General features: G+C 41.7%; 30 protein-coding genes. All 30 read left to right on the top strand.

Annotated features, from left to right (window positions below):
* Positions 1 to 106: 106 nt before the first annotated feature.
* The 30 genes from JCM2765_RS17885 (at position 107) to JCM2765_RS04230 (ending at position 26,282) form a co-directional block, all read left to right on the top strand.
* A complete protein-coding gene (locus JCM2765_RS17885; RefSeq protein WP_225351964.1) occupies positions 107 to 376 on the top strand; it encodes a hypothetical protein in 270 nt (89 codons plus the stop codon).
* Between the two features lie 157 nt (positions 377 to 533).
* Positions 534 to 683: a hypothetical protein gene (locus tag JCM2765_RS17030; protein ID WP_156301672.1), complete on the top strand. Its 150-nt coding sequence runs from the start codon at positions 534 to 536 to the stop codon at positions 681 to 683.
* Between the two features lie 127 nt (positions 684 to 810).
* Positions 811 to 1,155 (top strand): hypothetical protein, encoded by a 345-nt coding sequence (locus JCM2765_RS04355; protein WP_054734177.1) that lies wholly within the window; start codon positions 811 to 813, stop codon positions 1,153 to 1,155.
* 18 nt (positions 1,156 to 1,173) lie between these two features.
* The gene (locus JCM2765_RS04350) at positions 1,174 to 1,848 is read left to right on the top strand and encodes an N-6 DNA methylase (RefSeq protein ID WP_054734174.1); all 675 of its coding nucleotides are present in this window, start codon (positions 1,174 to 1,176) and stop codon (positions 1,846 to 1,848) included.
* Complete coding sequence (locus tag JCM2765_RS04345; protein ID WP_054734171.1) at positions 1,845 to 2,210, top strand: YopX family protein; 366 nt, start codon at positions 1,845 to 1,847, stop codon at positions 2,208 to 2,210. The genes JCM2765_RS04350 and JCM2765_RS04345 overlap by 4 nt, the downstream gene beginning before the upstream one ends.
* Positions 2,203 to 2,373, top strand: coding sequence for a hypothetical protein (locus JCM2765_RS17025; protein ID WP_156301671.1), 171 nt, complete (start codon positions 2,203 to 2,205; stop codon positions 2,371 to 2,373). The genes JCM2765_RS04345 and JCM2765_RS17025 overlap by 8 nt, the downstream gene beginning before the upstream one ends.
* A 48-nt stretch (positions 2,374 to 2,421) precedes the next feature.
* The gene (locus tag JCM2765_RS04340; protein WP_054734169.1) at positions 2,422 to 2,613 is read left to right on the top strand and encodes a hypothetical protein; all 192 of its coding nucleotides are present in this window, start codon (positions 2,422 to 2,424) and stop codon (positions 2,611 to 2,613) included.
* 58 nt (positions 2,614 to 2,671) lie between these two features.
* On the top strand, positions 2,672 to 2,869 hold the full coding sequence (locus JCM2765_RS04335; RefSeq protein WP_054734166.1) for a hypothetical protein: 198 nt from the start codon (positions 2,672 to 2,674) through the stop codon (positions 2,867 to 2,869).
* A gap of 3 nt (positions 2,870 to 2,872) precedes the next feature.
* A complete protein-coding gene (locus tag JCM2765_RS04330) occupies positions 2,873 to 3,391 on the top strand; it encodes a hypothetical protein (protein WP_054734163.1) in 519 nt (172 codons plus the stop codon).
* Between the two features lie 149 nt (positions 3,392 to 3,540).
* Entirely contained in the window at positions 3,541 to 4,473 is a 933-nt protein-coding gene (locus tag JCM2765_RS04325) for a hypothetical protein (protein ID WP_054734159.1), read from the top strand.
* A 235-nt stretch (positions 4,474 to 4,708) separates the two neighbouring features.
* Positions 4,709 to 5,041 carry an HNH endonuclease gene (locus tag JCM2765_RS04320; protein ID WP_156301670.1) on the top strand — a complete coding sequence of 111 codons (333 nt, stop codon included), beginning with the start codon at positions 4,709 to 4,711 and terminating at the stop codon, positions 5,039 to 5,041.
* A gap of 158 nt (positions 5,042 to 5,199) precedes the next feature.
* Entirely contained in the window at positions 5,200 to 5,658 is a 459-nt protein-coding gene (locus JCM2765_RS04315) for a phage terminase small subunit P27 family (protein ID WP_054734154.1), read from the top strand.
* The gene (locus tag JCM2765_RS04310; RefSeq protein WP_054734152.1) at positions 5,642 to 7,435 is read left to right on the top strand and encodes a terminase large subunit; all 1,794 of its coding nucleotides are present in this window, start codon (positions 5,642 to 5,644) and stop codon (positions 7,433 to 7,435) included. The genes JCM2765_RS04315 and JCM2765_RS04310 overlap by 17 nt, the downstream gene beginning before the upstream one ends.
* Positions 7,436 to 7,454: 19 nt before the next feature.
* A complete protein-coding gene (locus tag JCM2765_RS04305) occupies positions 7,455 to 8,684 on the top strand; it encodes a phage portal protein (RefSeq protein WP_054734149.1) in 1,230 nt (409 codons plus the stop codon).
* The gene (locus JCM2765_RS04300) at positions 8,656 to 9,375 is read left to right on the top strand and encodes a head maturation protease, ClpP-related (protein WP_054734144.1); all 720 of its coding nucleotides are present in this window, start codon (positions 8,656 to 8,658) and stop codon (positions 9,373 to 9,375) included. The genes JCM2765_RS04305 and JCM2765_RS04300 overlap by 29 nt, the downstream gene beginning before the upstream one ends.
* 2 nt (positions 9,376 to 9,377) lie before the next feature.
* On the top strand, positions 9,378 to 10,523 hold the full coding sequence (locus tag JCM2765_RS04295) for a phage major capsid protein (protein WP_054734141.1): 1,146 nt from the start codon (positions 9,378 to 9,380) through the stop codon (positions 10,521 to 10,523).
* A gap of 232 nt (positions 10,524 to 10,755) precedes the next feature.
* Positions 10,756 to 11,100 (top strand): head-tail connector protein, encoded by a 345-nt coding sequence (locus tag JCM2765_RS04290; RefSeq protein ID WP_054734138.1) that lies wholly within the window; start codon positions 10,756 to 10,758, stop codon positions 11,098 to 11,100.
* The gene (locus JCM2765_RS04285; protein WP_054734135.1) at positions 11,084 to 11,440 is read left to right on the top strand and encodes a phage head closure protein; all 357 of its coding nucleotides are present in this window, start codon (positions 11,084 to 11,086) and stop codon (positions 11,438 to 11,440) included. Before JCM2765_RS04290 ends, JCM2765_RS04285 begins: the two co-directional genes overlap by 17 nt.
* Positions 11,433 to 11,879, top strand: a complete 447-nt coding sequence (locus JCM2765_RS04280) for a hypothetical protein (RefSeq protein ID WP_054734132.1) — start codon at positions 11,433 to 11,435, stop codon at positions 11,877 to 11,879. The genes JCM2765_RS04285 and JCM2765_RS04280 overlap by 8 nt, the downstream gene beginning before the upstream one ends.
* The gene (locus tag JCM2765_RS04275; protein ID WP_054734129.1) at positions 11,876 to 12,250 is read left to right on the top strand and encodes a DUF806 family protein; all 375 of its coding nucleotides are present in this window, start codon (positions 11,876 to 11,878) and stop codon (positions 12,248 to 12,250) included. Before JCM2765_RS04280 ends, JCM2765_RS04275 begins: the two co-directional genes overlap by 4 nt.
* A 16-nt stretch (positions 12,251 to 12,266) precedes the next feature.
* A complete protein-coding gene (locus JCM2765_RS04270) occupies positions 12,267 to 12,890 on the top strand; it encodes a phage tail protein (RefSeq protein WP_054734126.1) in 624 nt (207 codons plus the stop codon).
* A 118-nt stretch (positions 12,891 to 13,008) separates the two neighbouring features.
* Positions 13,009 to 13,410: a phage tail tube assembly chaperone gene (locus tag JCM2765_RS04265; protein WP_054734122.1), complete on the top strand. Its 402-nt coding sequence runs from the start codon at positions 13,009 to 13,011 to the stop codon at positions 13,408 to 13,410.
* 207 nt (positions 13,411 to 13,617) lie between these two features.
* Positions 13,618 to 13,788 (top strand): hypothetical protein, encoded by a 171-nt coding sequence (locus tag JCM2765_RS17020; RefSeq protein ID WP_156301669.1) that lies wholly within the window; start codon positions 13,618 to 13,620, stop codon positions 13,786 to 13,788.
* A gap of 74 nt (positions 13,789 to 13,862) precedes the next feature.
* Positions 13,863 to 16,667 carry a tape measure protein gene (locus JCM2765_RS04260; protein ID WP_054734120.1) on the top strand — a complete coding sequence of 935 codons (2,805 nt, stop codon included), beginning with the start codon at positions 13,863 to 13,865 and terminating at the stop codon, positions 16,665 to 16,667.
* 20 nt (positions 16,668 to 16,687) lie between these two features.
* Positions 16,688 to 19,018, top strand: coding sequence for a transglycosylase SLT domain-containing protein (locus tag JCM2765_RS17420; RefSeq protein WP_054734117.1), 2,331 nt, complete (start codon positions 16,688 to 16,690; stop codon positions 19,016 to 19,018).
* A 7-nt stretch (positions 19,019 to 19,025) separates the two neighbouring features.
* The gene (locus JCM2765_RS17880) at positions 19,026 to 19,538 is read left to right on the top strand and encodes a distal tail protein Dit (protein ID WP_225351963.1); all 513 of its coding nucleotides are present in this window, start codon (positions 19,026 to 19,028) and stop codon (positions 19,536 to 19,538) included.
* Positions 19,539 to 21,008: 1,470 nt separating this feature from the next.
* Positions 21,009 to 22,046: a phage tail spike protein gene (locus JCM2765_RS17875; RefSeq protein WP_225351962.1), complete on the top strand. Its 1,038-nt coding sequence runs from the start codon at positions 21,009 to 21,011 to the stop codon at positions 22,044 to 22,046.
* Positions 22,047 to 22,048: 2 nt separating this feature from the next.
* Positions 22,049 to 23,602, top strand: coding sequence for a phage baseplate protein (locus JCM2765_RS17870; protein ID WP_225351961.1), 1,554 nt, complete (start codon positions 22,049 to 22,051; stop codon positions 23,600 to 23,602).
* Positions 23,599 to 24,708 carry a tail fiber domain-containing protein gene (locus JCM2765_RS04235; RefSeq protein WP_156301668.1) on the top strand — a complete coding sequence of 370 codons (1,110 nt, stop codon included), beginning with the start codon at positions 23,599 to 23,601 and terminating at the stop codon, positions 24,706 to 24,708. Before JCM2765_RS17870 ends, JCM2765_RS04235 begins: the two co-directional genes overlap by 4 nt.
* Before the next feature lie 227 nt (positions 24,709 to 24,935).
* A complete protein-coding gene (locus tag JCM2765_RS04230) occupies positions 24,936 to 26,282 on the top strand; it encodes a hypothetical protein (protein WP_054734114.1) in 1,347 nt (448 codons plus the stop codon).
* The last annotated feature ends 24 nt before the right edge of the window (positions 26,283 to 26,306 follow it).

Below are 26,306 nucleotides of genomic sequence, written 5' to 3'. Positions count from 1 at the left end.
TGTATCAACTGCTGAGCTTCTAAGAATGGTCAATGACAAATATGAGGACACTTCAGTCCGTTCCAAACTAATCAACATAACGCGTTCAATGATTGAGGTTGATGTATTGGTACTAGATGATTTTGGTACAGAAGGCGGTATGACTGGCAACATTAAACCGGTTCATAAGGATCTGCAAGACATCATGTATCGGGTGTCTAACGCTAGAGTTGATTTTAACCACAACACTGCTAAGGGTATCACCATCATTACAACCAACAACACCAAAGGACAGCTAAAACAGATGTATGAAGGAAAGTTCATTGATCGCGTATATCCAGATAACCCAGAACAGCAACTGATTTTTGACGGCATGAAAGGGGTTCGTAACGTATGAGTGCAAAATGTGACGTATGTGGTGGAACAGGTAGAGTTTACACGTATTTGGGATTTGGAGTAACGGTTGAACCTTGTCCTAAGTGTAATAAAGCCTATCGCAGGCATATGGATGAGTTAACCAAAGAGCCGGAAAAGCCACGGAAGAAGGCGGCACAATGAGTTTTCGAGCAGTAGGCGTCGATTTAAAACGTATCTACGGTGATCGTGTTGTTAGTCGAATTACAGCTCATGTCATGGGACACACGATGGACTTTACTGGTATCAAGGATTACCGAGTGAATCACTATGATGAATCGCAATGCTAGAAAAAATAACTGAAATAGACCCCATAAAAATGGGTGACAGAGTGGAAATGTAATTTTTAATCGTATTTGTCGATGAGGTGATATAGATGAATAGACCTGATATCGCAACAGCGGAAGGGTGATAATAATGCTTGATTATGAGGCTTTAAATAAGTTAGAAAAACAATATGGCAATATTACGCTAGTGCCAGAAGACAATCCGGTATTAAGCAAGCTTAGAAAGTCCGCGATTGGTAATGAGGATGATCTACAAACTAAACATCCAACAATTAGCGCCACTATTAGCCATGACGATGTAGTTGAAATTAAATATTATTGGGATCATGGCGTTCGTAATGCACGCAAAATTGGTCGTCTAATGGGGCATGATAATAAATGGGTAACCAGGCGGTTAGCAGTGATGGGGCTTAGCACCATCAAGCGCAAGCGACTTAGTAATGCAGAACGACGGCGTCACTATCGTCAAGGTTAAAGATGTGGAGGCACACAAGTGAACAGTTTTAGCATTGATAAGGTAAATGAGCTAATTGGTGTTGAAGAATCATATCAGGCTCCGGATGCTTTAATGAAAATATTATGGGACAAGTCCAAAAGAGAAAAATTGTTTATGAAGTTTCTTAACATTAGTCACAATGTTTCCGATGACTGGTTTCGGGATTATTTTCAAGAAGTTCAAAGCGACAGGGGAAAGAAGAAACAGGATTTCACGCCATTATCAGTTTCAAAGTTGATGGTTAGACTAGCTGATAACGGATCCACCTATTTTGAACCGGCTGCTGGCACCGGAGGGATTCTAATCAATAGATGGAACAGTGATAGGATGAAAACAACTCCTTTCGATTACTTGCCGTCTAAATATTTTTACCAAGTGGAAGAATTGGGAGATTCTGCAATTCCATTTTTGATTTTTAACATTTTGATCAGAGGGATGAATGCAACCGTAGTTTATGGTGATTCGCTTAGCCGAGGTGTTAAACAAGTATTCTTTTGCCAAAATGAAAATGACGATTTTTTGGGATTTTCTTCTTTGAATGTGATGCCACACAGTGAGCAGGTCAAAAAGTATTTTAAAGTTAACGAGTGGGTAAGAAGCCCGTTAAACCATATTGAGTCTGAAAAAATACCTAGTATATTATCAAAACTAATTATGGAGGAAGACAAATGAGCAGAGAAATTAAGTTTCGTATTTGGAGAGCACCTGATGAATATACTAAAGTATCCTGGATGGAATCATGGGATAGCCTTCTGAACTACTCTATGAGCGATATCTTTCAGCTAGATAATCCTGATGATGTTGTTGAGCAGTATACCGGAGTAAAAGATGCCAATGGCAAGGAAATCTACGAGGGCGATATCATTGAAGCGACTATTGAAGGCTGTGTGCAGGATGACAAATATCTAGTAAAAAATATGTGGGATCCACATGTGTGGACGGAAGAATCGGATAATTACTATGCTGTTCAAAAAATGGAATTAAAGGGCAACATACATGAGAACCCAGAACTATTGGAGGCACAGCATGGATAGAAACAATCATAAAACCATTATTGTAGAATTTTCGGATAGATTTGATAAAGACATGGTTTTTGAAGAAATTACTTGTTTATGTGACAAGTTAGCTACTGAATACGGGCTTCATATAGTTACAAATGATTTAAGTAAGACTGGAATGCAAGCGCGGACAAGATAACTAATAATGGAAAAACTTGGGAACGATTTAGCAAGCTGGAGGCACAGCATGACGCACGAACAGATTGAGTATCGCAATTACGTGCTGCAAGGAATGGCAAGCTATAGTGGCGATGTGGCGCAGGCGCTAGTCTGGTGTGGCAATCACTTTACCAAGCTGAGCAACAGCCAGCGCAATGCGATTAACGAATTGTCAGCTAAGGAACGTAATCAGGTTATCCATGAGCTGACGATGGGATAAGATTCTTATTTTATGTAGGAGGGCACATGGATGACTTTAGAAAGTCTGGTGATTATAAATGACTAAAGACCAAGAAACCTTCAAAAATTACTTCGTCAACATCTTTGAACAGCATGACGCTGATATCATTCGCTCGATCAGTTGGATGACGCGGAACGTTAATAAAATGCCGAACACGATTCGGGTGGCTTATCATCATTTAACCGGAAAAGAGTGCAACGAAGTGATCAAAGAAATTTGCATGCTGGGAGGGTAGCTTATGGCGATTGAACTAACGGACGGTACGATTGATAAGATTGTCGATAAGCTGATTACTAAAGGGAACGACTTTGCGGAGACCGAGAGCGAAAAAGAGCTGCGTAATACAAAAGACTTGCTTCAACACTTTAGGCTGTTAGAGAACCACCTAAGTATCGACATGCCCACTGTGGATGACGATACGCCACTATCGAAATACGAAATCAGTCTGTACTCGTTATTAGGGTACCGGGTGCGTACCAAAGAAATGATGGAGTTTGTAACGCACATTCTGGATCGTTACGGTGAAATCTGTAAGGCGGGTATTGCAGAAGATGAACGACGTTACAACGTCATCAAGAAACTGTATCTGATTGATGGCCCCTTAACGCGAACTCAGTTGGCCGACCAATACGGTGTTGATGAGAAGACTATTCGCCGTGACGAACGTAAGGCAATCGATGAGTTGTCGATTATGATTTTTGGTATCGATGCTCTCAATGACATGTCCAAAACGCGCCGAATGAGTGTCCACAAATAGCCGAATTAATGTTATACAATGGTAGCGTGAAATAAGTATCTCGATACAACTTTCTTTCCCCCAATTATGCGTTATCATCGCAGACCCTAGCAGAGATGCTGGGGTTTTGTTATGCTTAGGTTAATTAATTGGGTAAGGGGAAGATGAGTATGCCAGATAACAAATTTACAGGAAGTTCTAAAATCTCAGTACGAGTTTCCGGAAAAGCACTTAATCCGGACGAGGGTTATAATTTAGATTCGGTAATCACATCACTTCAAAATGTGGAGAATTTAATCAAAAAAACGTATTTAGTTGCTAATGACAGATCAAGATTCACTGAAAATGATGCACAAAGCATCAACATCAAACTACAGTCCTGGGAACAGGGTTCGCTAATTTCAAATCTTGAAATTTGGTTTAATTCAGTAGTTTTACCGACCCTCCCATTTGTTGTGGATAACAGGGAGTTTATTTGGGAGTCAATTAAGGGATCGGTCGATTTTCTGCGAGCCAAATTTAATGCGGAAAAGGAGGGTAAATCTGTGGATATTAGGCAAAATACTGATGGTGGAACTGCAATTAATGTAAAGGCAGAAGGTAATTCGAAGGTGGTTATTTATGCGCCTCAAGGGTTGCCCGCAACAGCCGAGCGGCTTCAACCTACTTTGCAAGAATTGACACAACAGATTGATGGCACGGATGTTACTAGTATTGATTTTTCAGATAAGGCAGAGGACATTAAGCAGCCTAGCAAAGTTGTATCTTTAAATAATTCTGATAAAGATCTATTTGGGTCTGCAACGTTCACTTCGGATGAACAAGTTGAAATTGTTGGTAAAATTACTTCTGGAAATTACGATACAAATGCCGGTCGAATTGAAGTGCTTTCATCTGCAACTCAGCGAATTGAAGTTGGTCAAAGCTATCGGCTTAAAATTAGTGAAGATCTTCATGCAGAAGATAAATGGAAGGAAATGTTCCTATCTCCTAGACCATATTTCTGTAAATATAAACTAGGTGGCCCTAGTTTAAATAAAGTTACCGAGATTATCGTTACTGATTGGGATGAATCTAAATGGGATGATGAACAAGCCGTCTAATTTTTTAGAGTGGGATTATTGCCCGCTCTTTTTATTTGAAAGGAGGCCTGCTGATGGTGCTACTCATTATCGTGTTGGGAGTGTGGCTGCATGCGACACACTGAGTATGGTTATGTTAGCCCAACAGAAAATCGTTGCTATCGTGACTTAGAGCGTTGGTTGGCTGACAAGAAAAAACGTGAGTGTCGTGCTGAGAAGCATGGCGCTTTTAATTTACACAAAGGTGGTGATGATCATGCCAAGAGTAAGACGATATGAGCATGACGCAAAGACTAACGAGTTCTATCATTCAAGCGATTGGCAGTCAGTAAGGCAGTTAGCACTGATACGTGATCACTACTTATGTCAAGTATGTAAGCGTAAAGGGATTATTAAACAAGGAAATACGGTTCATCATATTGTTCCAATCAAAGATGATTGGAATAAGAGACTGAATTTAGGCAACCTTGAGACTATTTGCATGGCTTGCCACAACAAAGAACACTTTGAAAAAGGCTACTCTAAATCAAAGAAGAAGATTCGAAAAAATAAAAACGTTGTTGTATTCAAAAGAAATCCTGAACTATGAGGGTGCGAAAATTTTTGTATAGCCCCCCTAGTTAAAATGCTGGTATGACAGCTTTTTAAAGAGCGGACACACCACCTTGGAAAATTATAAATTAGTTTTTTAATCAAAAAATAGAGTATTCGCACGGCACTAAAAACAGATGGAAAGAAAGTGATTTTATGCCAAGAACTGCGCAAAGTGCGATGATTCATATACTTGAGGGAAACCCTAATAATAAAACAAAAAAGGAACTTTATCGACGCCAAAAGAATGAATCTAAACTATCGGTATCTAATAAAAGCATTCTTGCCCCACCATGGCTTTCTACGGGTGCAAAAAATGAGTTTAATCGAATTAAGGTTTTGTTTGAAGCAACTGATATTTTAACCGAGGCCGACATTAATATTTTAGCTATCTATTGTGACACATTGATGGATTATAAATCCTTTAAGGCACAGGTTAAAAAGCATGGGATCATGATAGGTGGAAAAATCAACCCCGCAATTAGGGAAAAGCAAAAATCTGCCGAATTACTGAACAAGTTGGCAAATCAGCTAGGACTGACACCGACCGCACGTGCGTCAATGGCTATCAATTTAGGAAGTCAGGGAGAGTCAAACGATGATGAAGAGTTCTAATTCTAATCCGATTGACTTTGATTACCAAGGAATTGTTGCTTGGTCGGATAACTATATTAAAGATCAAAAGGAATGGGGGGGGATTCTACAGGAGGCGTCTCCAGTTATTCTGACAACTATTTACGCTGAATTGGTTGTAGAAGGGTCGATTGTTGCTTCCAAATGGAATATTTTGGCGGCCAAGCGGCATCTGAATGATTTAAAACGGCAAGATGATCCTAATTATCCTTGGAAATTTGACGAGGAGAAGGCTTGGCGTCCAATTCGGTTTATTGAAAGCAAGTGTAAACCATCTAAAGGTGACTTCGACAAACTCGTATTGCAACCGTGGCAACATTTCATTGTCGGCTGTATGTTCGGATGGGTAAGCAAAGCCACTGGAAAGCGACGTTTTCGAGAGTCATTAATATTTGTTGGTCGAAAGAACGGAAAAACGACACTTGAATCAGGATTAGCCGAGTATATGGCCGGATTTGATGGTGAAAATGGGCCAAATGTTTACTTTTTGGCCAATTCGCAAAAGCAGTCTAGGATTCTTTATGAAGAGTCTAAAGCTATGATTGAAGCGTCACCTTGGCTAAAAGAACGCTTCGTACCGAATGTATCTGAGATTAGGTATCCTAAGACCAATGGGAAAATTGTCGCGATGTCGGCTGAAAAAAATAACAAAGATGGAGAAAATCTTCATTTTGGCGTATTTGATGAAATTCATGAGTATCAGGACTATGCCCTGATTAATGTCATGAAACGTTCACGTGGAACGCGTGAGCAGCCTTTAATAGTCTATATAACTACTGCTGGTTCTGTACTAGACGGTCCTTTAGTTAACTTCATAGAACAAGGACAAGACACATTGTCTAATTATGAAGACAATATTAATGAGCGAACTTTTTATTATCTTGCGCAGCTGGATAACCCGAACGAGGCTAATGATCCTAGGCTATGGATTAAGGCCAATCCGAATTTTGGCTTGATGCAAATTGCTGATATGATCAACGATTACAAAACAGATCGTAAAAGTCCTCGTGAATTAGCAGACTGGGTAACTAAACAATTCAATATTTTTGCTGAAACTGACGAAATGAGTTTCATCACCCCAGAGACTCTAAAACTAAATGAAAGGGTGATCGATTTAGATACGCTTGATTTTAAAGATTGTGTAGGCGGCTATGATTTATCAGATACTGAAGACTTTACATCAGCATGCTTAGAATTTCCGCTTGAAGATGGTTCCATTTTTGTGTTGGAAAAATCGTGGATTCCACAGGCCCGTTATGATAGAGATAAGAATCCTGAACGTATACGGGAATGGAAGAAGAATGGCGAAATTGAGATTATTCCAGGAAATTATGTTGATTATACTTATGTACTTGACTGGTTTAAAACTATGTCAGATAAATATAACATTTTGAAAATTCGATTTGATCCAGCTAAGGCTTTGAGGTTGAACAAAGAGCTTGAAGAAGCCGGATTTGAAACTGAAAAAGTTCGGCAGGGTTTTTTCACGCTTGGCGGGCCTCTTCAAAACTTCAAAGAGTTGCTATTGGATGGTAAGGTTGTTTTTAATAATCAGAAAATTTTTAAATGGTATCTGAATAACGTGCGCTTACGGCAAGATCGTAACAATAATTGGCTACCGACTAAGCAATCTCAATCACGAAAGATTGATGGATTTGCCGCTGCGTTAGATGCACATGTCTCGGTAATTGATTTACTAGTTCGCCCAGATGATGGCGACTTTGAAATGCCGGAGTATCATAGCTTTAATGATTTTTAACTTGAGAGGAGGGTAGAAAATGGGGTTTTTTAGTCGAATTCGGTCAATGTTTCAATCGTCTCAGCAGAAAGCAGGATATACAGGGCAAAATTTTGATTTTTCAAATTGGCAAGGACATGATTTTTTTGGTGAAAGTAATCATGCATTAACAACCAGCGAAGCGGTTTATTCTGTCATTTTGCGTTTGTCTAATACCGTAAGTTCGTTACCGATTAATCTTTATCATAATTACGACGTTGCCAATATGGATGTTGCCAATCTTCTAAAGGTAGCACCTAATAATAGCTTGCACGCATTTGACTTTTTTAGCCAGTTAGAGACATCTCGTGACACCAAAGGAAATGGTTATGCGCTGATTGTTAGGGATCAGTACTTACAACCAATCGAATTGATTCCTATTTCTGCGGACTATGTGACACCGATGATTAATTTAGATGATCAGTCTTTATGGTATAGAATTACAGGAAGAAATAAAGATGCAACTGTTTTTAATAGTGAGGTAATCCATGTCAAAAGCTTAGAAACGATTGAAGGTGTCAAGGGTATTAGCCCTATTAAAGTGCTCAAGTCAGCATTAGAATTTGATGAAGCTGTCCAAGCCTTTAATCTTAGTGAAATGAACAAAACTGACAGTTTCGTTGTTCAATATGATCGAACAATTGATCCAGAAAAACGTAAAGCTGTTCTGGATGATTTTCGCCATTTTGCACAAGATAATGGTGGAGCACTTTTCCAAGAAAAAGGTTTTTCCATTAACCAACTCAGCCGAGATTTCCAGTCTAGCGATATGGTTAATACTGAAAAAATTACTCGTTCACGAATTGCCAATGTGTATAATGTGCCACTAAGCTTTCTTAATGAAAGCTTCAGTGAGGGTGTTTCATCTAACGAAGAACTAATGACACAATTTACCCAGATGACGTTATTACCAATCGTGAAGCAGTATGAGTCTGAATTTAATCGAAAACTGCTTACAGATTATCAACGTCAACAAGGATATTATTTTAAATTTAACTTAAATGGATTATTGCGTGGGAATATTACTGCCCGCACAGCCTTCTATCAGATGATGATTCGCAATGGAATTGTCACGCCAAATGATGTTAGAGCTTTGGAAGATATGCCACCAGATAGCGACCCTATGGCAGATACACTGTTCATTTCTGGTGACCTTTACCCAATTAATATGGATCCAACTCAACGAAAGGGGGTGAAAAGTAATGACACTACCAAAGTATCTGACGATTAAGCAGTTAGCGCCCCAAACGGCTGACATGTATATTGATGGCGAAATCGTTAGTGATGAATTTTATGATTCAGATACATCAGCAGCAGGGTTTCGTGATGCATTGAAACAAGCGGGAAATGTAAAAACTATTAATTTACACATCAATAGCCCAGGCGGATCGGTTTTTGAGGGTATTGCAATTACAAATATGTTAAAACAGAACAACGCCAAAGTTAACGTTTACGTTGATGGACTGGCAGCATCAATTGCAAGTGTTATCGCTATGAGCGGTGACACTATTTTTATGCCCAAGAATTCTATGATGATGATCCATAATCCATGGACCATGGCGGTAGGGAATGCAACTGAATTACGTAAGCAGGCCGACGATTTGGACCAAATTACCAAGTCTAGTGTGCAAACCTACTTAGAAAAAGCTGGGGATAAATTAGATGAAGCAACGTTGAAGCAACTCATGGATGATGAGACATGGCTAACAGCTGATGAATCGGTGGGCTATGGGCTTGCTGATGAGGTGTTAGAGGCAAATCAAGTTGCTGCTGCTATTAAGTCTGATTTAATGGAAAAATATCATCATGTTCCGAAACAACTAAACACCGAAAAAACAGTTGATTCTGTTTTTCGGCGTGAGCTGCTAGAAAAGTCAAAAGAAAAAAATAACTTTATTGCACAAACATTAGGAGGATTTTAGACATGACTGTTACTTTATACCAAAAGAAGCAAAGCCTCGCCGAAATCGGCGCTGAACTTAAGAATGTTAATAACGAAATCGCAGAAAAAGCAGGTAATCCAGCGATTGAAGACGAAGTTTTAAATCAGCTTAGCCAAAAGGCTGATAGTTTAAGCTCGCGATTTGATCTCTTGAAAAATCAAATCGATAGCGAAGAAAAAGCGTCAAAGAAAAAAATGCAGCAAAAGCAGAATAATGCCAAACCGGATGATCCGAAGGTGCGTCAAACAAGTGCTATGGCATCCTTAATTCGATCAACTATGGCTAATCAATCGGTATCTCCAGATGTCTTGCAGGCATTAGGCGATGACAATACGACAACTGGTGGTCAAAACATTCTGCCAATTAATGTATCGAACCAAATTATTGCAGAACCGTTTGATGATAACCCACTCCGTCAGGATGAAACAATTTCTGCCATTACTAACTTGATCTTGCCTCGTGTTGCATATTCGATTGATGATGATGGCTTTGTTGGTGACCAACAGGTATCTAAAGAAATTAATACTAAGGGTGATCAAGTATCGTTTGGGCGTTTCAAGACTAAGCTTAAGGCGGCCGTTTCTGAAACTATTTTGAATGGTACAGATACTGCCTTAGTTCAGTACATCCAAGGTGCTTTACAAGCCGCTTTGGCACTCAAAGAGAAGAAGGTTGCGTTTGCGACCACGCCTGCAGCTGGTGAAGAACATATGAGCTTTTACTCGACTGAAACCAACATTAAGAAGGTTACGGGCAGCTCATTATTTGACGCAATTACGCAAGCTGCAGGGGATATTAACGACGCCTTTCAAAGCAACATCAAGGTTTACATGCGGCGACCTGATTACTTAACGATGATCAAGGAGCTTTCTAACAGTTCTGCAACTTTGTTTGGGAAGGCACCAGAAGAAATTATTGGTTATCCAGTTCGTTTTAGCGAAAAAGCTGTGACACCAGTTGTTGGTAACTTTAGCTACGCGCAACTAAATTATGAAATTGATTCAACTCTTTACGAGCAATGGAAGGACTATGACAAGGGTATCAACTACTTCGGTTTAACTGCATGGTTTGACCACCAAGTTTTGCTGGCTTCTGCCTTTCGCTTGGCAACTGTAGTGTCAAAATAACTGCCCCGGACACTGGAGATGATAGTTCCGGTTCTGGGACTACACCAACTGGCAACACCGGGGGCGGAACAACAGCTAATTCATTCGATCCTAAAGGAAATGTCAAGCCGACTGATACAAACACAGTTGCAGACATTACAGCTTGGCTTGATGCACACAATATCAGTCATAGCGGTGTGACTGCCAAAGCAGATTTGCTTGCATTGGTTCCAAGTGAATAGGAGAAGACAGTATGAATATTACGGTTGTTAGCGAAGACGACTTAGCATTACTCAAAAACTCACTAAGGATCGACAGTGATTCAGATGATAAATTGTTGGCTAATTTAGTTGTATCAGCTAGAAAAAACATCATCGGTCGAATTGGCAACAAAATTGCTACTTTTTATGACGATAATCACGAAGAATTTAGCCTGGCTACCATATTATTAGCTTCAAATTATTATAATAATCGTTCAGCTATTAGTGATTCAGAAAAGTATACGGTACCGTTAGCTTTTGATGATTTGATTATGTCATTGAAGGCTAGTTATCTCCTAGCACTAAGTGAGGTGAATGACTATGGTCAAGAAAATTAATCCTTCACGAATGACTTTCCGTATTGCTTTTGGTCATGATTCCGATACTGGCGAGGTTAACCCAAATACTGGCACGTCAATTCAACAATTTTCAACAGATTTTAGCTGCTGGGCGGGCCAATGGGCACTGAATGTGCAACAGCAATTAACCATAGCCGGAGCTGGGATCACTAATGCAGTGGTCTTTTTTATTCGCCATAATCCGGCCGTTAACGAGACGCTACAAATACAACGTGGCTCTGATCTGTATAAGATTGACAGCATTTCGGCGGATGACGGTTTGCCGCCAGATGGGTTTGATTTGATCACGTGCCATCGGGTGGTGACTAAGCATGGCTAGTCACATTAGCAATGAAACATCTTTTGACCACTTGCTAGACGATCTTGCAGATGGGTTTGGGCGTGAAGAACGGTTTCAAGCCAACAAAGCTGGGGCAAAAAAATTCGCCCAAATTATGAAGCCCAAAGTTCCTTATCGATTTAATTTGCGTAAGGGAGAAACAGCCCATCTGCGCGATTCCCTGATTAATGTGGAACATGCGAATGGGTCGGTCGATGTTGGTTTTACTAAGAAAAGCATGAAGGGTTACGTGGCTAGAATCATCAATGATGGTTGGATTCCGAAGCCACCAGGCGGCCGTGCTAAGCAATCAAATTATGATCCGGTAGCTGGAAAGCATTTTTGGGAAGCAACGCAACGTGAAGCTAAAGGAGAAGTTGGCAAGGCTGTAGCTGCTTCGTTAAAAGCAACAATGGATAAGAAGGTGCATAGCCAGTGACGTTAGCCAGTGAGATTCGTCAGGTAATTGTTAATTCTATTGAAAAGCTACCAAACGTTAGTAGTGACCAGATTCATACATTCGGAATTAAAGCCAATGATTGGATGGACGATAAGCCCGTCTTTTTAATTACAGAAATTTCAAACAATGAATCTGGATATGGTGATAATGAGGCTACTTATCTACAGCAGCAAGCTCAGGTGCAGATTTACTATCCAAAAGATTATTCCGGTGATATGGACGAATTAGAAAATCAGCTAAAACAAGTAATGCGTTCAGATCATTATTACTGCTTTGGCGATAATGGTCATATTTTGACCCCAGATGATGGTCAATTGATGGCAACTTTAAAATTCAATCACAAAAAATAAAGGAGAGATATTTAACATGGCAAAAGCAAAAGACGGCGGGTATGTAGGTGTTTCCTATGCTCGCTTTGCATTATTAGATGCTATGACTGGCAAAGCGTTAACTTCTGGGATTCCAGGTGCTGATGCTAATGGCATTTACAAGGTTACGACATCTAAAGATGGTGGTGTTGCTAGTGCGGCCCTATCCGGGTTGGCACCTTCTGTTACCCGCATTTGGGGGAACAACTCTGTTGCCGATATTTCAGTCGGCAAGGCTCAACCAAGTGTTGCATTGACAATTAACTTCTTAGCTCATGATGTGCTTGCGGCTATTTTGGGACGGGAAGCTGACGGTAAAGGTGGTTACGATCTCGAAGGCCACCCAGTTGATGTAGCGGTAGAAATCGTTTCAGAAACAGTTGCTGGTGGTGGTATTCACTTCGGATTCTACGACGGATACGTCACTGCTGGTGATTTATCACTAGGGACTAACAACGAAAACGAAACACGAGTCAACGATGCACTCACTTTCACGCCATTTGCTAATGACGACAATCATGTTGGTAAAATTTACTACGATGGTGAGACTGGATTTGATCAAAGTGTTATTGATAAAGAAATTTTTGGTGTAACACCGGCGAGTAGTTCAACCAACGGTTAATTCTGTTAACACGGATTTAAGCCATGTAACTGTTAATACTAAGTAACTAAATAGTAGTCGCCTAAGAAAGCTAACAATACCGAATGGGGCGGCTTTTTTATTATGAAAGGAAATATTTATGATTGAATACATTGAATTTTCAGCTCCTGAAATCGGACTAAACGAAACGAAAAAAATCAAGCCTAGCAATCGTAATATGCGCAAGATTTGGAACTTACAACTGATTCAAGCCAAAGCATTTTCAAATGAAGACAAGGAACCGCAAACATTTGATGATCTACAAAAAGAACATGATCAAGCAATCGAAATATTAGATAAGACGGAAGAATTTTTGACAACCACTTTAGGCCTTAACAAAAAGCAACAAGATCGATTAGAAGATTTAACCAATGATGAAATTGGCGAGCTCTCAGGTCGTTTGCAATATGCTTTGTCTGACATTAACCCGAATGCAGAAGATACAGACAAGGAGGACGAACCGGACCCAAAATCAGACGGCGAAAACGCATCCGAGAGTTAGAAAATCAAATTGAAGACTTTGATTACTATGCGCAGCAACTGATGATCAATAAGGGAATGTCCCCTGATGAGTTCGACGATGCTAATTTCCATCGGATGCAAGAAATTCTTCAAGCCCGCGATCCTGACGAACGGCCAGAAGACCCAATGGAAATGCTTAAGAGGTTAGGAATCACCCCAGGAAACATGTAGGAAAGGAGGAGTAACGGTGGAAGAAATTCAGGGATATAAGTTTGGCATCGATCTTGATGACGGCGGTATGACACGCTCCCTAAAGGAGATACGTAACGAAGCCAAGCTGCTAAAGACGGCCATGAAGTCAAACTTCACGGAGATTAAGTCTGGCGGTGACGTCATGAAAGCTACGCTGGCAAAGTAGATGACGCCAAGCGGGCTATCTCCGGTCAAGAAGCCGTCATTAAGAAACTACGTGAACAGCAAAAGGGCCTAGATATGGACACCGAAAAGGGGCGTTCGGCCTATGTGCGCTATGAGAATCAGATTAAGCGAGCAAAAACTGAGATTAGCAATTTGTCGGCGCAACAGGAACGCGCTAAGAAATCTGCTGAACTTTTTAAATCTGGTGTTCTTGACGTTCAGCGTAGTACCCAATTGGCAACGCAAGCCAGCAAAGCATTTGTAGAACGACTACAGGCCGAAGGGCGTACGGCTGACGCAGTTACCGCTAAGCATAAGGGACTACAAGAATCTTATTCTGGCATGAACAAACAGCTGGCTATCGAAAAGCAACGGCTTAATCAGGTGGCGGAAGCTAGCGGAAAAAGCTCTGATGAGTACCGCAAGCAGTCCATTCGGGTCAATGAACTAGGCACTAAGCTGGCTCACACTAAGACGGAGCTAGCAGACGTTCGCAAAGAGGATAATAGACTGCATCCGACAGGAATTAATCGTATGATTGCGGCTACTGATCGGGCTACAAGGAAGACGGAAAAGGCCAACCATTTATTTGGAAAAGTTTTTGCTGCTAATTTGTTGAGCAATGGTTTAATTAATGCTTGGCAATCTGTTACGAGCACTATTGTTGGCGCTATTAAGGCTGGTGCTGAATTTGACAAGGAACAGCAGAAGATGGGAGCCACTTGGCAAACTTTGACAGGATCAATTGCTAAATCAAAATCCATGATCAGCACGATCAATAAAGATTCTGTCAAGACTGGGCAAGACATTGACTTAGTTGATGAGTTGGAACAAGGGTACTACCACTTGCATTCCAATAAAAAGGAATCCGACAAAATGACCTTAGCATCGCTGAATATGGCTGACGCTGTAGGCATTAATAAGCAACAATCATTAGCAGTTCGGCAAGACATGGTTAATGGTTTATCTAAAGGCTATGTACAACAAGGACTGTTGAATCAAACAAGCCAATACTTCCCAATGTTTCGGGAAGCTTTAGCCAAACAATTGACACATGAAATAAAGACAGGCCAGTCTCAGTACGGTATGCCCGTTACTGATCCTAAAACGAAGAAAAAGACCATAGAGCTAATGAAGAAAGTTAGTGTTGATGATCTGCCGGGAATGACTAAGGCTGGTTTGATTGATAGTAATGAATTTGAAAAGACTTTCGAACACTTAGGATTGGTTAAATATAAGGCTGCTGCAGACAATATGATGAAAACCATGTATGGTATGCAGCGAACAATTAAGGCACGGATTCCTGCACTTTTAGGTGATATGGAGAAACCAATCATCAATGCTAAGAATCCTATCTATGAAGGCGTGTCTAAATGGGTTTCAGATCCACGAACGGAAAAGGAATTCACTAAGGTCGGCAAAGCCGCTAATTCTGGTATTAATGTCATTACTAAAGCGTTTGCTAAAGCATTTGGAATCAAGTCAGCACCTCAAGCCATGAACAGGGCAATGAATGGGTTAGCTAAAGGAGTTACTGATGCCTCGAAGTCAATTGCTAGAAATGCACCTGAAATCAAGGACTTATTAGTAACTCTCAAGAGCTTAGGCGGAATTGGTTTTAAGACACTGATTGATTCGTTAAAAATTGCCAATTTTCTATTGAAGCCATTTATCAAACTCATTGGTGGTAACGCCGACACGTTCGCTAAATTTGCTGCAACTTGGTTTGTTGCTAGTAAGGGACTTAAAGCCTTCAACAAAGGTTTACGTGCAGTTCAAGGCTTCAAAGATATTTTTGGGAAAGCTGCCGAAATTTTTGGCTTAAAAAAGGAAAAAGCTGCTATTGATGAAGAGACAGCCGCGCTAAATCGTAATAGCCGAGCCCGCCAAGAAAATGCTGATACAAGCGTTGGTGGAAGCACTGGCACTGGCAAAGTGTCCAAAGCTGAGAACGCTATTGAAGACGTGACAGAATCAGCAGGCGGAAGCGTTGGCAAGGAAGCAAAAGAGCTTACTCGTGTTGAAAAATATGGTTCCAAGACTAAGGGGCTTAGTCGCTTAACTTCTAAACTACATGGATTCGGTGAGCTCGGGAACGTTACTAAAGCTGGTAAAGTGCTTGCTGGATCAGTTGGCCTATTTGACGTTTTAAATGCCGCAACCGATCTAATTGGCACTACTAAGAAAACTGCTGGGTCACACGTTGGTGCAGCTGGCGGATCACTTGGCGGCACGGCAGCTGGTGCAGCTATTGGGACAATGATTGCTCCCGGAATTGGTACGGCCATTGGTGCTGGTATTGGTGGGCTTGCCGGTGAGGACATCGGTCGCAAGTTAGGTAAAGCTATTCAAAAAGGGTTATCATTCCAAAAAATACATGTTCCTAAGCTATCTGATGGTTCTGCTTTTGACAAACTAGCTAAGACTGCAAAAAGCCATTATAAAGGATTAGTTGACCAAGATACCAAGAATCTTAAGCTGCTGTATAAGAATGGCGACATTACAAAATCCGAATATCAGAAGCGTCTTGCTATCATTCAAAAAAACGAGTCCAAAATGACTCGCTTATCTTCCATGTCTGAAAAAGATCGTAATGCCATTACAAAGTATTATGCACAGTCACGTCAATCACTTACCGAAAAGTGGAATCGTAAGATCCTGGCTGACCAGAAAAAGTATGGCAAAAGCTCTAAGGAAGTTGCCAAAGACGAAGCAGCGAAAAAGAAAGCTTTGCAAAAACAGGAGCTTAAATTTGCCACATCGGTAACTGCTAAGGAAGCACGGCTTCATACGACACTTGATGGAAAAATTAAGCTTTCTGCTAATAAGCAAGAGTCAATCATTAAAAAGCTAACCAAAGAAAAAAGGCAAGCTGTCTAAAAAGCAAACTAGAACAGGCCTTGATTGATTCTAATAAGGAGCGCAAAACCGTTTCTGCTAACGCCAACAAGCAGTATAAAACTTCTGTTCGGGCTGCTTATAAGAAGTATGCCGAAACCGTTAAGGCTGCCAAAGATGAATACAATGGTAATTCTAGCTACGCCAAGAAGCAACGGGCGGCAATTGAGAAACATGCACACGCTCAACGTGACCATGCCATTGCAGCTGCGGAGAAGCAACGCCACGATACCGTTAAAAAAGCTGATGATCAGTATAATAAAACGGTTGATTATGCGCATAAGCAAAATAAAGGTGTTACTAAGCAGTCGGCCAATCAATATCAAAATACCAAAGAAAATAATAGAAAAACGAAAGACAATTATTATTCAACTTGGCATGGTATCTGGAAGACCGTTGGCAACTGGGTTGGAAAGCTAATTGGTGGGCTAAACAAGGGTGCAGTTAAGGGACAGAACCAAGTGTTCAAACAATATGGCGGTACCAACACTTTGTCGCCAATCACGGCTTCTTACTATGCAACTGGTACCGGTGTTTTAGGCAACCTAAGGCGTGCAATTACTAAGCCAACGTTGGCGGTTCTTAATGACGGCCACGACTCTCCGGAAACTGGCAATCAGGAAGCTGTTTTGCACCCAGATGGGGGCGTGGAACTAATTCACGGGAGTAACACCATGAAGGTGCTAGAACCCGGTGCAGAAGTTCTTAACGCGTCTGAAACTAAGCTGATGAGTCAGCTGGGATTAATGCACTTTGCGTCCGGTACGGGATTCCTCAGTGGTCTGTTTAAGTCAGTAGGTAAGGTTGGTAGCTTCTTTAAAAATGCGTTTGGTTCCTTGAAAGACAAACTAAAAGCCATTACGGGTTTTACCAGTAATGCTACTGACAGTTTCAATTCAACCTTTAATCCAGATTTTAGCGGTTTAAAAGGTGGTGTTGCAAAGGGATATGCGCACATTGCCAATCATAAGATCAAGAATCAAGGCCAGAAATGGTGGTCTGCTGCATGGAATGTAATTAATAACGCTTCCAGTGCCAGTGGCGGTGGTGGTCCTGTAGCGCACACGCCTGGTGCTGGGTGGCATATCACATCCGGATTCGGATACCGAGGTGCTACTAGTGGCGGTATGTCTATTCATGATGGTGTCGATTTCTCTGGCGGTAAAGTTGTTCATGCGTTAGAAGATGCTGTGGTTACAGAGGCCGGGCCGGGCCGTTGGTTAGGCAATAAGGGTGTCGGTGAAGTTATCGGTACTAAGGGTGGGCGCTTGCGTCTAATTTACCAAGAATTAAATGGCAAGAACCCGCATGGTGCAGATCTACTTGTGCATGTAGGCGACCACGTCAAACGTGGGCAAGCTATCGCTAAGCTAGGTCCTGATGGTACTCACGTACACATTGGGGCAACAACGGAAGGACTATGGAATCATGGTGGTTCGTCAACTAAAGGTTGGTTGGATGTCACTAAACTTCACGGTAGTTATGGTAACAAGGCAGCAAAAAAGATCACCAGTGGGCTTACCAAGTTTGTCACGAAGCAACTCAAAGGTTCCGGTGTTCTGTCTTGGGTTAAGAAATTTCTTGCTCCATTAGCTGATGTTATTGCTGGTGCTGGAAATCCTGGTGGTGCTGGTGTCGAACGATGGAAACCGCTTGTTATTAAAGCCTTAAAGGCAAACGGTTTTAGCGCTTCACCATCTCAGGTATCTGCTTGGATGCGGGTCATTGCTCGTGAATCAAATGGTAATCCCAAAGTGATTAATCGCTGGGATTCAAATGCTAAAGCCGGTCATCCATCAATGGGACTAGTACAGACAATTCAGCCAACCTTTAATGCAAACGCATTTAAGGGACACCATGACATCTTTAACGGTTATGACGATCTATTAGCTGGGATCCGTTACATGTCCCGGGTTTATGGACGCGGTAGTGGTGCTTTTGCTCGTGTAGCATCACGCGGATATGCTCATGGTGGCTTAAGCCAAAAAGAAAAGTTGGCCCATATTTCCGAGGGGAACATGCCAGAGATGGTCATTCCACTGTCTAAGCTAAAGTCTTCAAGAGGCTACGAGCTTCTAGGAAAAACGGCGGCTATTATGGCTAAACGAGATCACTTAGAGGTCCAATCCAGTAACGATAACAAGAACTCAGACAAGTTGATGGATAAGTTAGATCAAGTCATTGGACTTATGCAAAGCTTGCTTGTTGGTCAACAGAATCCAGTTCCCGCTGTTGTATCTGACAATGCTATTTATAACGGATACAACCGCATGAGCACAAAAACAAAGTTAAGTAAAAATCTAGGAAGGGGATATGTAAATGGTATTCAGTAGGACAGCCATGGTAGATACATTTGATTATGCATTTGCTGAAGATGGTTCTGATGGATTTAACAGTTTCAAAGACTTAGAAATTCTAGTTAACCATGTTTCGAAGCCGATTGCTCCCACCATCACTGAATCCTTCCAAGACGTCCCTGGTAGATATGGGGGCGTTTTTTTAGGGAATTCATACGGAGAAAAAGAGATTGATATTCCAATTACAATCATGGCTAGCAGCCGTGACGAGTACAACCGTAAGATGGATAACCTATCTAAAGCCCTCATTAATACCCACGATGACGCCGATACTCAGTACCCATTACGGTTCAATGACCAACCAGAGGTAGTCTATTACGGTCACTTTACCGCCATTCCTACCCCAACCTTTATCAATGAAGGGGTTCAGGATTGTACACTACGCTTACCTTTATGCTGGCTGACCCACGGGGGTTTCTACCCCAGCGTGATATTAAGATCACCAGTAATGAGCAGATTATCAGCCCAGCCGGTAATACCGCTGTTCAACCGGTAATTCACATCATTCCAAAGACTGACCTGTACTACTTCGGCTACACGCTAGGGGATCAATACGTGGCAGTTGGCTACCATGTTGACGATGGTTCAACGGTTACGGATGCCGATGGTAATGTCACTAGTTTGGAACCCCACCAAGAATTGCAAGTACACGACCCTTGTAACTCAATGAGCACGTGGTTTCAAGCTGGCGCCGATACCCAAGAAATTAAGGTATATCGTGGAGAAAATGATGGTAAAGCAACGGCTACAGCCTCAGCATTAATGGTTGCCAAGGATAGTAAAGGCCATTATAACTGGGGTACAGTCGGCAAGCACAAGAATCTATTCTACGGCCCTGTTATTATCCACCAAGGTATTCCCAAGATTAGCAATTATTGGAAGGTATCGATGCGGTTTCACCATATCAAGCGGATGAAAAATGAACGGGCCATGGGCAAGGTTGAAGGTTATCTGCTGGATTCTAATGGAAATGTTTGTGGACGAATGGGAATTACCGATTATGCAGAAGGACGGTACCCCCGTGGTTACATTCAGCTGGGGAGTTCTTTTAATGCCACCAAGGATAAAGGCAATTACCTAACCCTTTTGTACAACGAGGGTGGCCGTAAAGTTAATGGGCAAAATCATCATGATGTAAAGGTCCATTTAACCAAAACCGTTAAAGTTAAGACTACTTCCAAAGCTAAATCGGCCAGAATGTATCAAGCTACCCTTAAGCGGGAATCCTTCAAGGCCGCCACTAAGAAGAAAAAGAGAAAGAGAAGGAAAAAGGCAACTAAAAAGGTTACCAAGAAGAAGCGCGGTGGTAAGCGTAAGTCTACCAAGGTTTCTAAGCCAAAGGTTAGGACTAAATCCAAAACCATTCATACGTATGTCATGGAAACAACGTACATGAACAAAGACGCTTATTCTAACTTCTTCGGTGAGTTCTCATTGGAACGCCAAAAGAAGACCATTGGCGGTAAGGTGTACGACAATTGGGTGGCTGAGATTAACGAGTTCAATCCTAAGACTGGGGTAGCATACTCGGTTAACACTAAGGGTAAAGTACACATTCATACTGAGAAATTAGATAAGTCGGGAAAGTTTGGCTTTGCCTTGGCTAATGTGGCGGCCACCTTCATGAAGCATGATATTAAGGAAGACTTAGTCAGTCCCAAGGTGGCTTACAAGTCGGACTTTGAAACGCTGACTGACCTCAAAATATACACTTCTGACGGGTCAGATGACCCAGATGATATCCCTCATGTTATCGCTCATGCAGGTGAAGAAATCATCATAGATTCAGCTGATAATTCAGTCACGGTTGCCGGTCGAAACGTTGATAAGTATGTTTCCTGGCTATCTACCTTCCCACCAATTGAAGGTGATGTCAGCCAAGAGATGCACTTCACACCGGACCCAGCCAATGCAGATATAACTTTGGAATATAAACCAGCGATTAAATAGAAAGGAGTTAAGACGTATGTACGTCATTCTGGATAAAAACCTTAAACGAGTCGCCACCTTAGATACGTCAACTGATACAAATATCTTCTGGGGTGAGACCATTCAGCAACAATTGGCCGATGATAATAGCTCAAATGACAGCATTTCTGAATCCAGTCTAGCTAATACCTCTGACCCCAACGCTAATTCTAAGAGTTGGAATGATACCTTTACTGGTCTCACCATGGTAGCAGATAGTCCAGCGGCTCAATATCTTAAAGTAGGCAATCACTTAGCGGCTTATGACCAAGCGAATGACCGCTGGAGAGTGTACCGGATTTACACCGTTGACGAAACGATGGATACCACTTCTGGGACTAACCTTGTTTCAGCCGATGCCATTAACCTCTTAATCTGGCGATTAGGGAAGACAATTCCCACCAAAAAAGAGATTAAAGAGTGTGCCTTACCAGCGGCCATGAACTGGATTATTGCTGGTACCGGAATAACATTGGTGGATAATGCAACTTCTGGACTGCTTTCAGACTTTTCCATCGATGGGGAATCATCTTCTCAAACTTTGCTTCAAACGATCCTGACTACTTATGATTGTGAAGCCGATGGATACGTTAAGTTAGATAGTTCTGGGATTGTGACAGATACCATTCTGGAATTATCCGACCAACGGGGACAGAATACCGGTAGACGTATCACGTATGGTGACAACATGCTTAGTATTAAGCGGGAAACGGTCGATACTACCTTGATTACCAAGTTGTACGTCTATGGTTCCGGTGGTGCCTCAATCAGTACAGCCAAAGGTAACGGTGGTCGTAACTTTGTCACTGATGCTACGGCTAATAGCCTGTACAACAACGATGCCAACACTTGGCTGGAAGGTAGTATTACCAGTTCTACGGTCAGTGAACCCGATGCCTTACTATCGTTGGGATTGAAGACACTCAGACTGTACAACCACCCACGGGTGAATTATTCCGTAGATGTAACCAGTGATTTTGATGCCCAATTAGGCGATACCATTAAGGTAATCGACCTGACTATGACCCAGTATTAACCTTGCAAGCCAGAGTTATTCAACGGACAACTAGTGAGAGTGATCCAACTCAAAATAAGGTAGTCATTGGGGAATTCTCAACGGTTACAGTCGTTACTCCAAACTTCATTAAAAATGTGGAACAGCGGTGGAATGACCACGTAAAAAAGCTGTTTGAAGACGCCAAGAAGAACCAAAATGCTGCAAGTATCAGCCTAATTACCCCGCTGGGTCAATCATGGACGAATACTGATACCAGTAAAAGGGTAATTGCAAGGTTATTCATTGAAGGTGAAAATGTTACCAGCTTTCTTTCAGCAGCGGCTTTCAATTGGGAGTACATCCAGCAAGATGGTACCCATAATCTAACTTGGGAGAGTCAGCATGCAAAAGACGGATATGAAGTCACCATTGTTCCCCCATTCGTTGGTAGCTTAGTCGTATCAATTGATGATGCATTCGTTAAAGATGAGTCTGAAATGTGGATAGACACTGGTACTAACGCTGACGGCACCTTCAAAAAGTTGTGGGAGACCACTGACGGTAACCCTGATGAGTTCGGTAATAATCACGTTGGGGCATTGCAATTCTCTTACAAAATGAGTAATGGTGAGGTACTTGCCAGCTATGCGTACAAGGGAAAGCAAAATCAGTCCAATCTAAGTGATTGCCAATACCTACATTGGGACGCTAATGGCAAGTTACTTGATTCCATGATTGTACAAGGAGGTCAACATGGCTCTTCCTTTGGTTACGATGAAGCCAACAACCTCATATACTCCCAGATTAAGGATTTAAGTGGGGGAAAGAAATGGTTAGCAACCTTCCCATACACCCCACATGCTGTAATCAGTAGTGGTTCCAGTGCGGTAACAAAATGGTGTGAGATGGAAACGTACGTGAGGCCTAACGTTGACCTTACCAATGGATTATGGATTGGTAGTCAGATGGATGGCACGGTAGAAGTATGTAATATTTCCGACTTGAAAGCTGGTCATTATTTCCCAACTATTCGCTTCAAGTTGCAAGACTTCGGTTGGAATCCGGTACCAAGTGGGGTTACCAATAATGGCACGTATAATACGATACAAGCCAATTCAATTGTCTATCCATACGCCTTCTTTACCGCTGGGGACGTCAACAACAAGGATGACCGACTAGTAATGTGTATCAATCTCATTACCCAGTCAGTCATTTTTAATTACCAGATTGAACCTTCACAGGATATTCAGCTGACTGTACCGATTGAGTACGGTGGTCACTTTGAACCAGAAGGGATATACCCGGACTTAGCGCATGACCAGTTAATAATTGGCTTCAATGTCAGCGAGTACAGAGACGCTGCGCATAATGTCATGATTAGTCACTCTGGCCTATGGTCAATCCCAATTGGTATCCGCGATGATAGCAAGGACTTAGCAATCACTTACCCAGCTGAAGATGAGGGAGAAAACACCGAGGTAGAAGAACCAGTGGTAATCCCTGATGATACTGATGACTCAGACAGCGCCAGTGATGACGATTCTGCTTTCAATATTGATGACGGCGAGACTTATCAGGAGGTGGTCGAAAGATGATTATTGCAACGGGTTCAGTTGACATTAACGAAGCCACCAAGCTTGCCCAAATTGCTTCAAATAGCGCTTCAGACTTAGCCGATAAGATGAAGAATACGGTAGCCACCATGGACGGGAAAACAACAGTTTCAACCAGTACCCCATTCGATGACGGCAAGGAACATAACGAAGGTGATATGTGGACGGTTATTAACAATGATGTTGCCTCAGCTATGTATATCTATACTGACGGCCAATGGCAGGTTAAAAAGTGGGACCAGCAGGCACTAAGTGTTAAGCAGTTGTCGGCCTTAACAGCTGATTTAGGGCATGTTACTGCCGGAACAATTGAGTCAGCCATTATCAATGGTGCTCAAATTAATGGTGGAGCAATAACAGGAACGTCAATTATAGAAAATAGTAGTAATGGAACAATTACATTAGACCAGGGCGGGTTCAGCGCCATTAGTAATGGTAACTATCTTAAATTCGTATCTGGAAATAGCAATGGTTACACTAAAATTCGCGGTAGCTTGGACATTGATTCAATTAACGTTGGTGTTTCATACATTGAAGGACAGACCTTTTCAGCATATGGTGGCAATAATACTCATATCGGTAGTGAAAATGCTTGGACGTATCTTGCCGAAAAGATTAAATGTGGCGCTACTAATGGTGGTAATCCCGCAATATCTCCTACTATCGGGACTGATATATATTTCCACAATCAAGCAGGTAGCACAATTGATATTCATGGGGGCACTTTTTATGCTCATGGTACGGCTTTAAAGTCTGCATTATCAGCCAAGCGAGATATAACTGACTACGATCCAGATGAAGCACTCGCCGCTATCATGAATACCGATATTAAAAAGTGGAAGTACAAGGATGCTGATAATTCCGCTAACTCCCAGCATATTGGTCCGATCATTGATGATGTTAATGCGATTGGGGATAAAACTGCAAGTATTGCCAACGATATGGTTAGCACTGATGATAATGGTGATTACTTCTTGAACGAGTCCAATACCATTTCCATTTTATTGGCGGCCTTAAAGAAGTCCAACCAAAGAATTGATGAACTCAGCTACCGAATCGCACAATTAGAAAGGAAGAACGTTCAATGATTACAAGCTTAGATGTTAAACAGAACAGCGATAATACCACTCACGTTGTCTACACGGTCGTTTTTAGCGGTACCAATCATCAACCTACGGTAACTTCGATGCAACGGCTGAGGAAGCCTCTACAGCCTTCTCTGGGTCAACCAAGGCAGATATGTGGGCCGGATTCAAGCAACTGGTACTAACCCGGTTGAAAACTGAAGCCACGAATGCCCTAGGAGGTGGTGCAAGTGAGTAAGGAACTGTACTTTACCGATGGCAATAACGAGGTTAAATACCTCGATACCACAGCCAGTTTTAACTTGGCGATTACCCAAGACGGTTCAGCATTCGACTTAACTAATGCTACAGCCATTGATGTAAAGGTTGCTAATGACACCGGATATGTATTCGATAAGTCGATTGATATGGCTACAATTAAGCAACCATTAGCCGGATTGATTACCATGCCAGTGGATACTGAGGTCATGAATGCCTTAGTACCCGATGATTACACGATTGAAGTTTGGGTGACTTTGTCCAGCCTAGTAACACCTGGTAGCCAAGAAGGATTAACTGATGACGGTTCAACCACTAATACTACTACCTCATCAACTGCTACCACTACGTACAACGCCATCTTCCCAAGTGATGACCCACAAGGCTTCACCATTACTGAAAATGTTATGAGCGATTCTGGGGACGTTATCCCGGTTATGAGTCTTGATACTTTCCAACAGGAATTTGACCAGCTTAAGACTGACTTAACTAACAAAGTCGCCACATTGCAAGGACCGAAGGGGGACAAAGGTGACAAAGGTGATACAGGGACTGTTGATAACACTGGGTTAATTAGTGCACCTGCATTCCAGAGTTTGCAAACTGCAACCACCGAATTACAGCAAAATGCTCTTATGATTAATCCAGCTAATGATTTTAATAAAGCAAGCTTGCTATTTGAGGTTGCTGGGCGCTGGCCTGTTGGTGGAGCTGTCGCACAATCGATGCAGTGTGACATTAAGACTGGTATAATCTATGCTGCTGAGCAGACTGATGACGCAGGATCACAAAGAATCGTAAAGTATAATCCTGATACAAAGGCAATTATACAAGAGCGAGCGCTAAATTTAGACGCGGTGGTTTGGTTTGAGGGAAATTCACTTTATCACGATGCGGTGACTGGTGATGTCATGTTTGTCCTGCCTTATGATTTATTGGGCAACTGGTTTATTTACAATTTTGACACTGATACAAAAGGAACACCCTTCAGAATGGTTGGTCAAACAATATACTGCATTGATGATACCGGTAAATATTTTGTTACAATTAATAGTAAGGATATGCCAGGTGTAAATGGTTATATAACTGGATTTAACGTGTTTGATTTGACGAGTGTAATCAGTGGCGTACCCAAACTGGTCAATTATATTCCAGTTAAAGATGGTATAGTGCGCGGTAATAACAAAATACAAGGATTTCAGATGGTTGGAGATTCCATTTACATCGGTCGTGGAACTTATAATCAACGGTTTAGGACAACAGTCATCGACAACACTGGAGCTGTGACTGCGACTATGTCTGGGATCAAAACGATATAAAGAAAATTATCGGTTTCCCCGATG

It is taken from the genome of Secundilactobacillus similis DSM 23365 = JCM 2765 (genome assembly GCF_001311075.1).
Taxonomy (GTDB): Bacteria; Bacillota; Bacilli; order Lactobacillales; family Lactobacillaceae; genus Secundilactobacillus; species Secundilactobacillus similis.
Note: the sequence above shows the minus strand (reverse complement) of the source record. Positions and strands in the feature narration are given on the sequence as shown.

Coding starts and splice junctions, on each gene's coding strand:
- JCM2765_RS17030 (WP_156301672.1), top strand. CDS start 534: ATGAGTTTTCGAGCAGTAGGCGTCGATTTAAAACGTATCTACGGTGAT.
- JCM2765_RS04355 (WP_054734177.1), top strand. CDS start 811: ATGCTTGATTATGAGGCTTTAAATAAGTTAGAAAAACAATATGGCAAT.
- JCM2765_RS04345 (WP_054734171.1), top strand. CDS start 1,845: ATGAGCAGAGAAATTAAGTTTCGTATTTGGAGAGCACCTGATGAATAT.
- JCM2765_RS17025 (WP_156301671.1), top strand. CDS start 2,203: ATGGATAGAAACAATCATAAAACCATTATTGTAGAATTTTCGGATAGA.
- JCM2765_RS04340 (WP_054734169.1), top strand. CDS start 2,422: ATGACGCACGAACAGATTGAGTATCGCAATTACGTGCTGCAAGGAATG.
- JCM2765_RS04335 (WP_054734166.1), top strand. CDS start 2,672: ATGACTAAAGACCAAGAAACCTTCAAAAATTACTTCGTCAACATCTTT.
- JCM2765_RS04330 (WP_054734163.1), top strand. CDS start 2,873: ATGGCGATTGAACTAACGGACGGTACGATTGATAAGATTGTCGATAAG.
- JCM2765_RS04325 (WP_054734159.1), top strand. CDS start 3,541: ATGCCAGATAACAAATTTACAGGAAGTTCTAAAATCTCAGTACGAGTT.
- JCM2765_RS04320 (WP_156301670.1), top strand. CDS start 4,709: ATGCCAAGAGTAAGACGATATGAGCATGACGCAAAGACTAACGAGTTC.
- JCM2765_RS04315 (WP_054734154.1), top strand. CDS start 5,200: ATGCCAAGAACTGCGCAAAGTGCGATGATTCATATACTTGAGGGAAAC.
- JCM2765_RS04310 (WP_054734152.1), top strand. CDS start 5,642: ATGATGAAGAGTTCTAATTCTAATCCGATTGACTTTGATTACCAAGGA.
- JCM2765_RS04305 (WP_054734149.1), top strand. CDS start 7,455: ATGGGGTTTTTTAGTCGAATTCGGTCAATGTTTCAATCGTCTCAGCAG.
- JCM2765_RS04300 (WP_054734144.1), top strand. CDS start 8,656: ATGACACTACCAAAGTATCTGACGATTAAGCAGTTAGCGCCCCAAACG.
- JCM2765_RS04295 (WP_054734141.1), top strand. CDS start 9,378: ATGACTGTTACTTTATACCAAAAGAAGCAAAGCCTCGCCGAAATCGGC.
- JCM2765_RS04290 (WP_054734138.1), top strand. CDS start 10,756: ATGAATATTACGGTTGTTAGCGAAGACGACTTAGCATTACTCAAAAAC.
- JCM2765_RS04285 (WP_054734135.1), top strand. CDS start 11,084: ATGGTCAAGAAAATTAATCCTTCACGAATGACTTTCCGTATTGCTTTT.
- JCM2765_RS04280 (WP_054734132.1), top strand. CDS start 11,433: ATGGCTAGTCACATTAGCAATGAAACATCTTTTGACCACTTGCTAGAC.
- JCM2765_RS04270 (WP_054734126.1), top strand. CDS start 12,267: ATGGCAAAAGCAAAAGACGGCGGGTATGTAGGTGTTTCCTATGCTCGC.
- JCM2765_RS04265 (WP_054734122.1), top strand. CDS start 13,009: ATGATTGAATACATTGAATTTTCAGCTCCTGAAATCGGACTAAACGAA.
- JCM2765_RS04260 (WP_054734120.1), top strand. CDS start 13,863: ATGGACACCGAAAAGGGGCGTTCGGCCTATGTGCGCTATGAGAATCAG.
- JCM2765_RS17880 (WP_225351963.1), top strand. CDS start 19,026: ATGGTAGATACATTTGATTATGCATTTGCTGAAGATGGTTCTGATGGA.
- JCM2765_RS17875 (WP_225351962.1), top strand. CDS start 21,009: ATGTACGTCATTCTGGATAAAAACCTTAAACGAGTCGCCACCTTAGAT.
- JCM2765_RS04235 (WP_156301668.1), top strand. CDS start 23,599: ATGATTATTGCAACGGGTTCAGTTGACATTAACGAAGCCACCAAGCTT.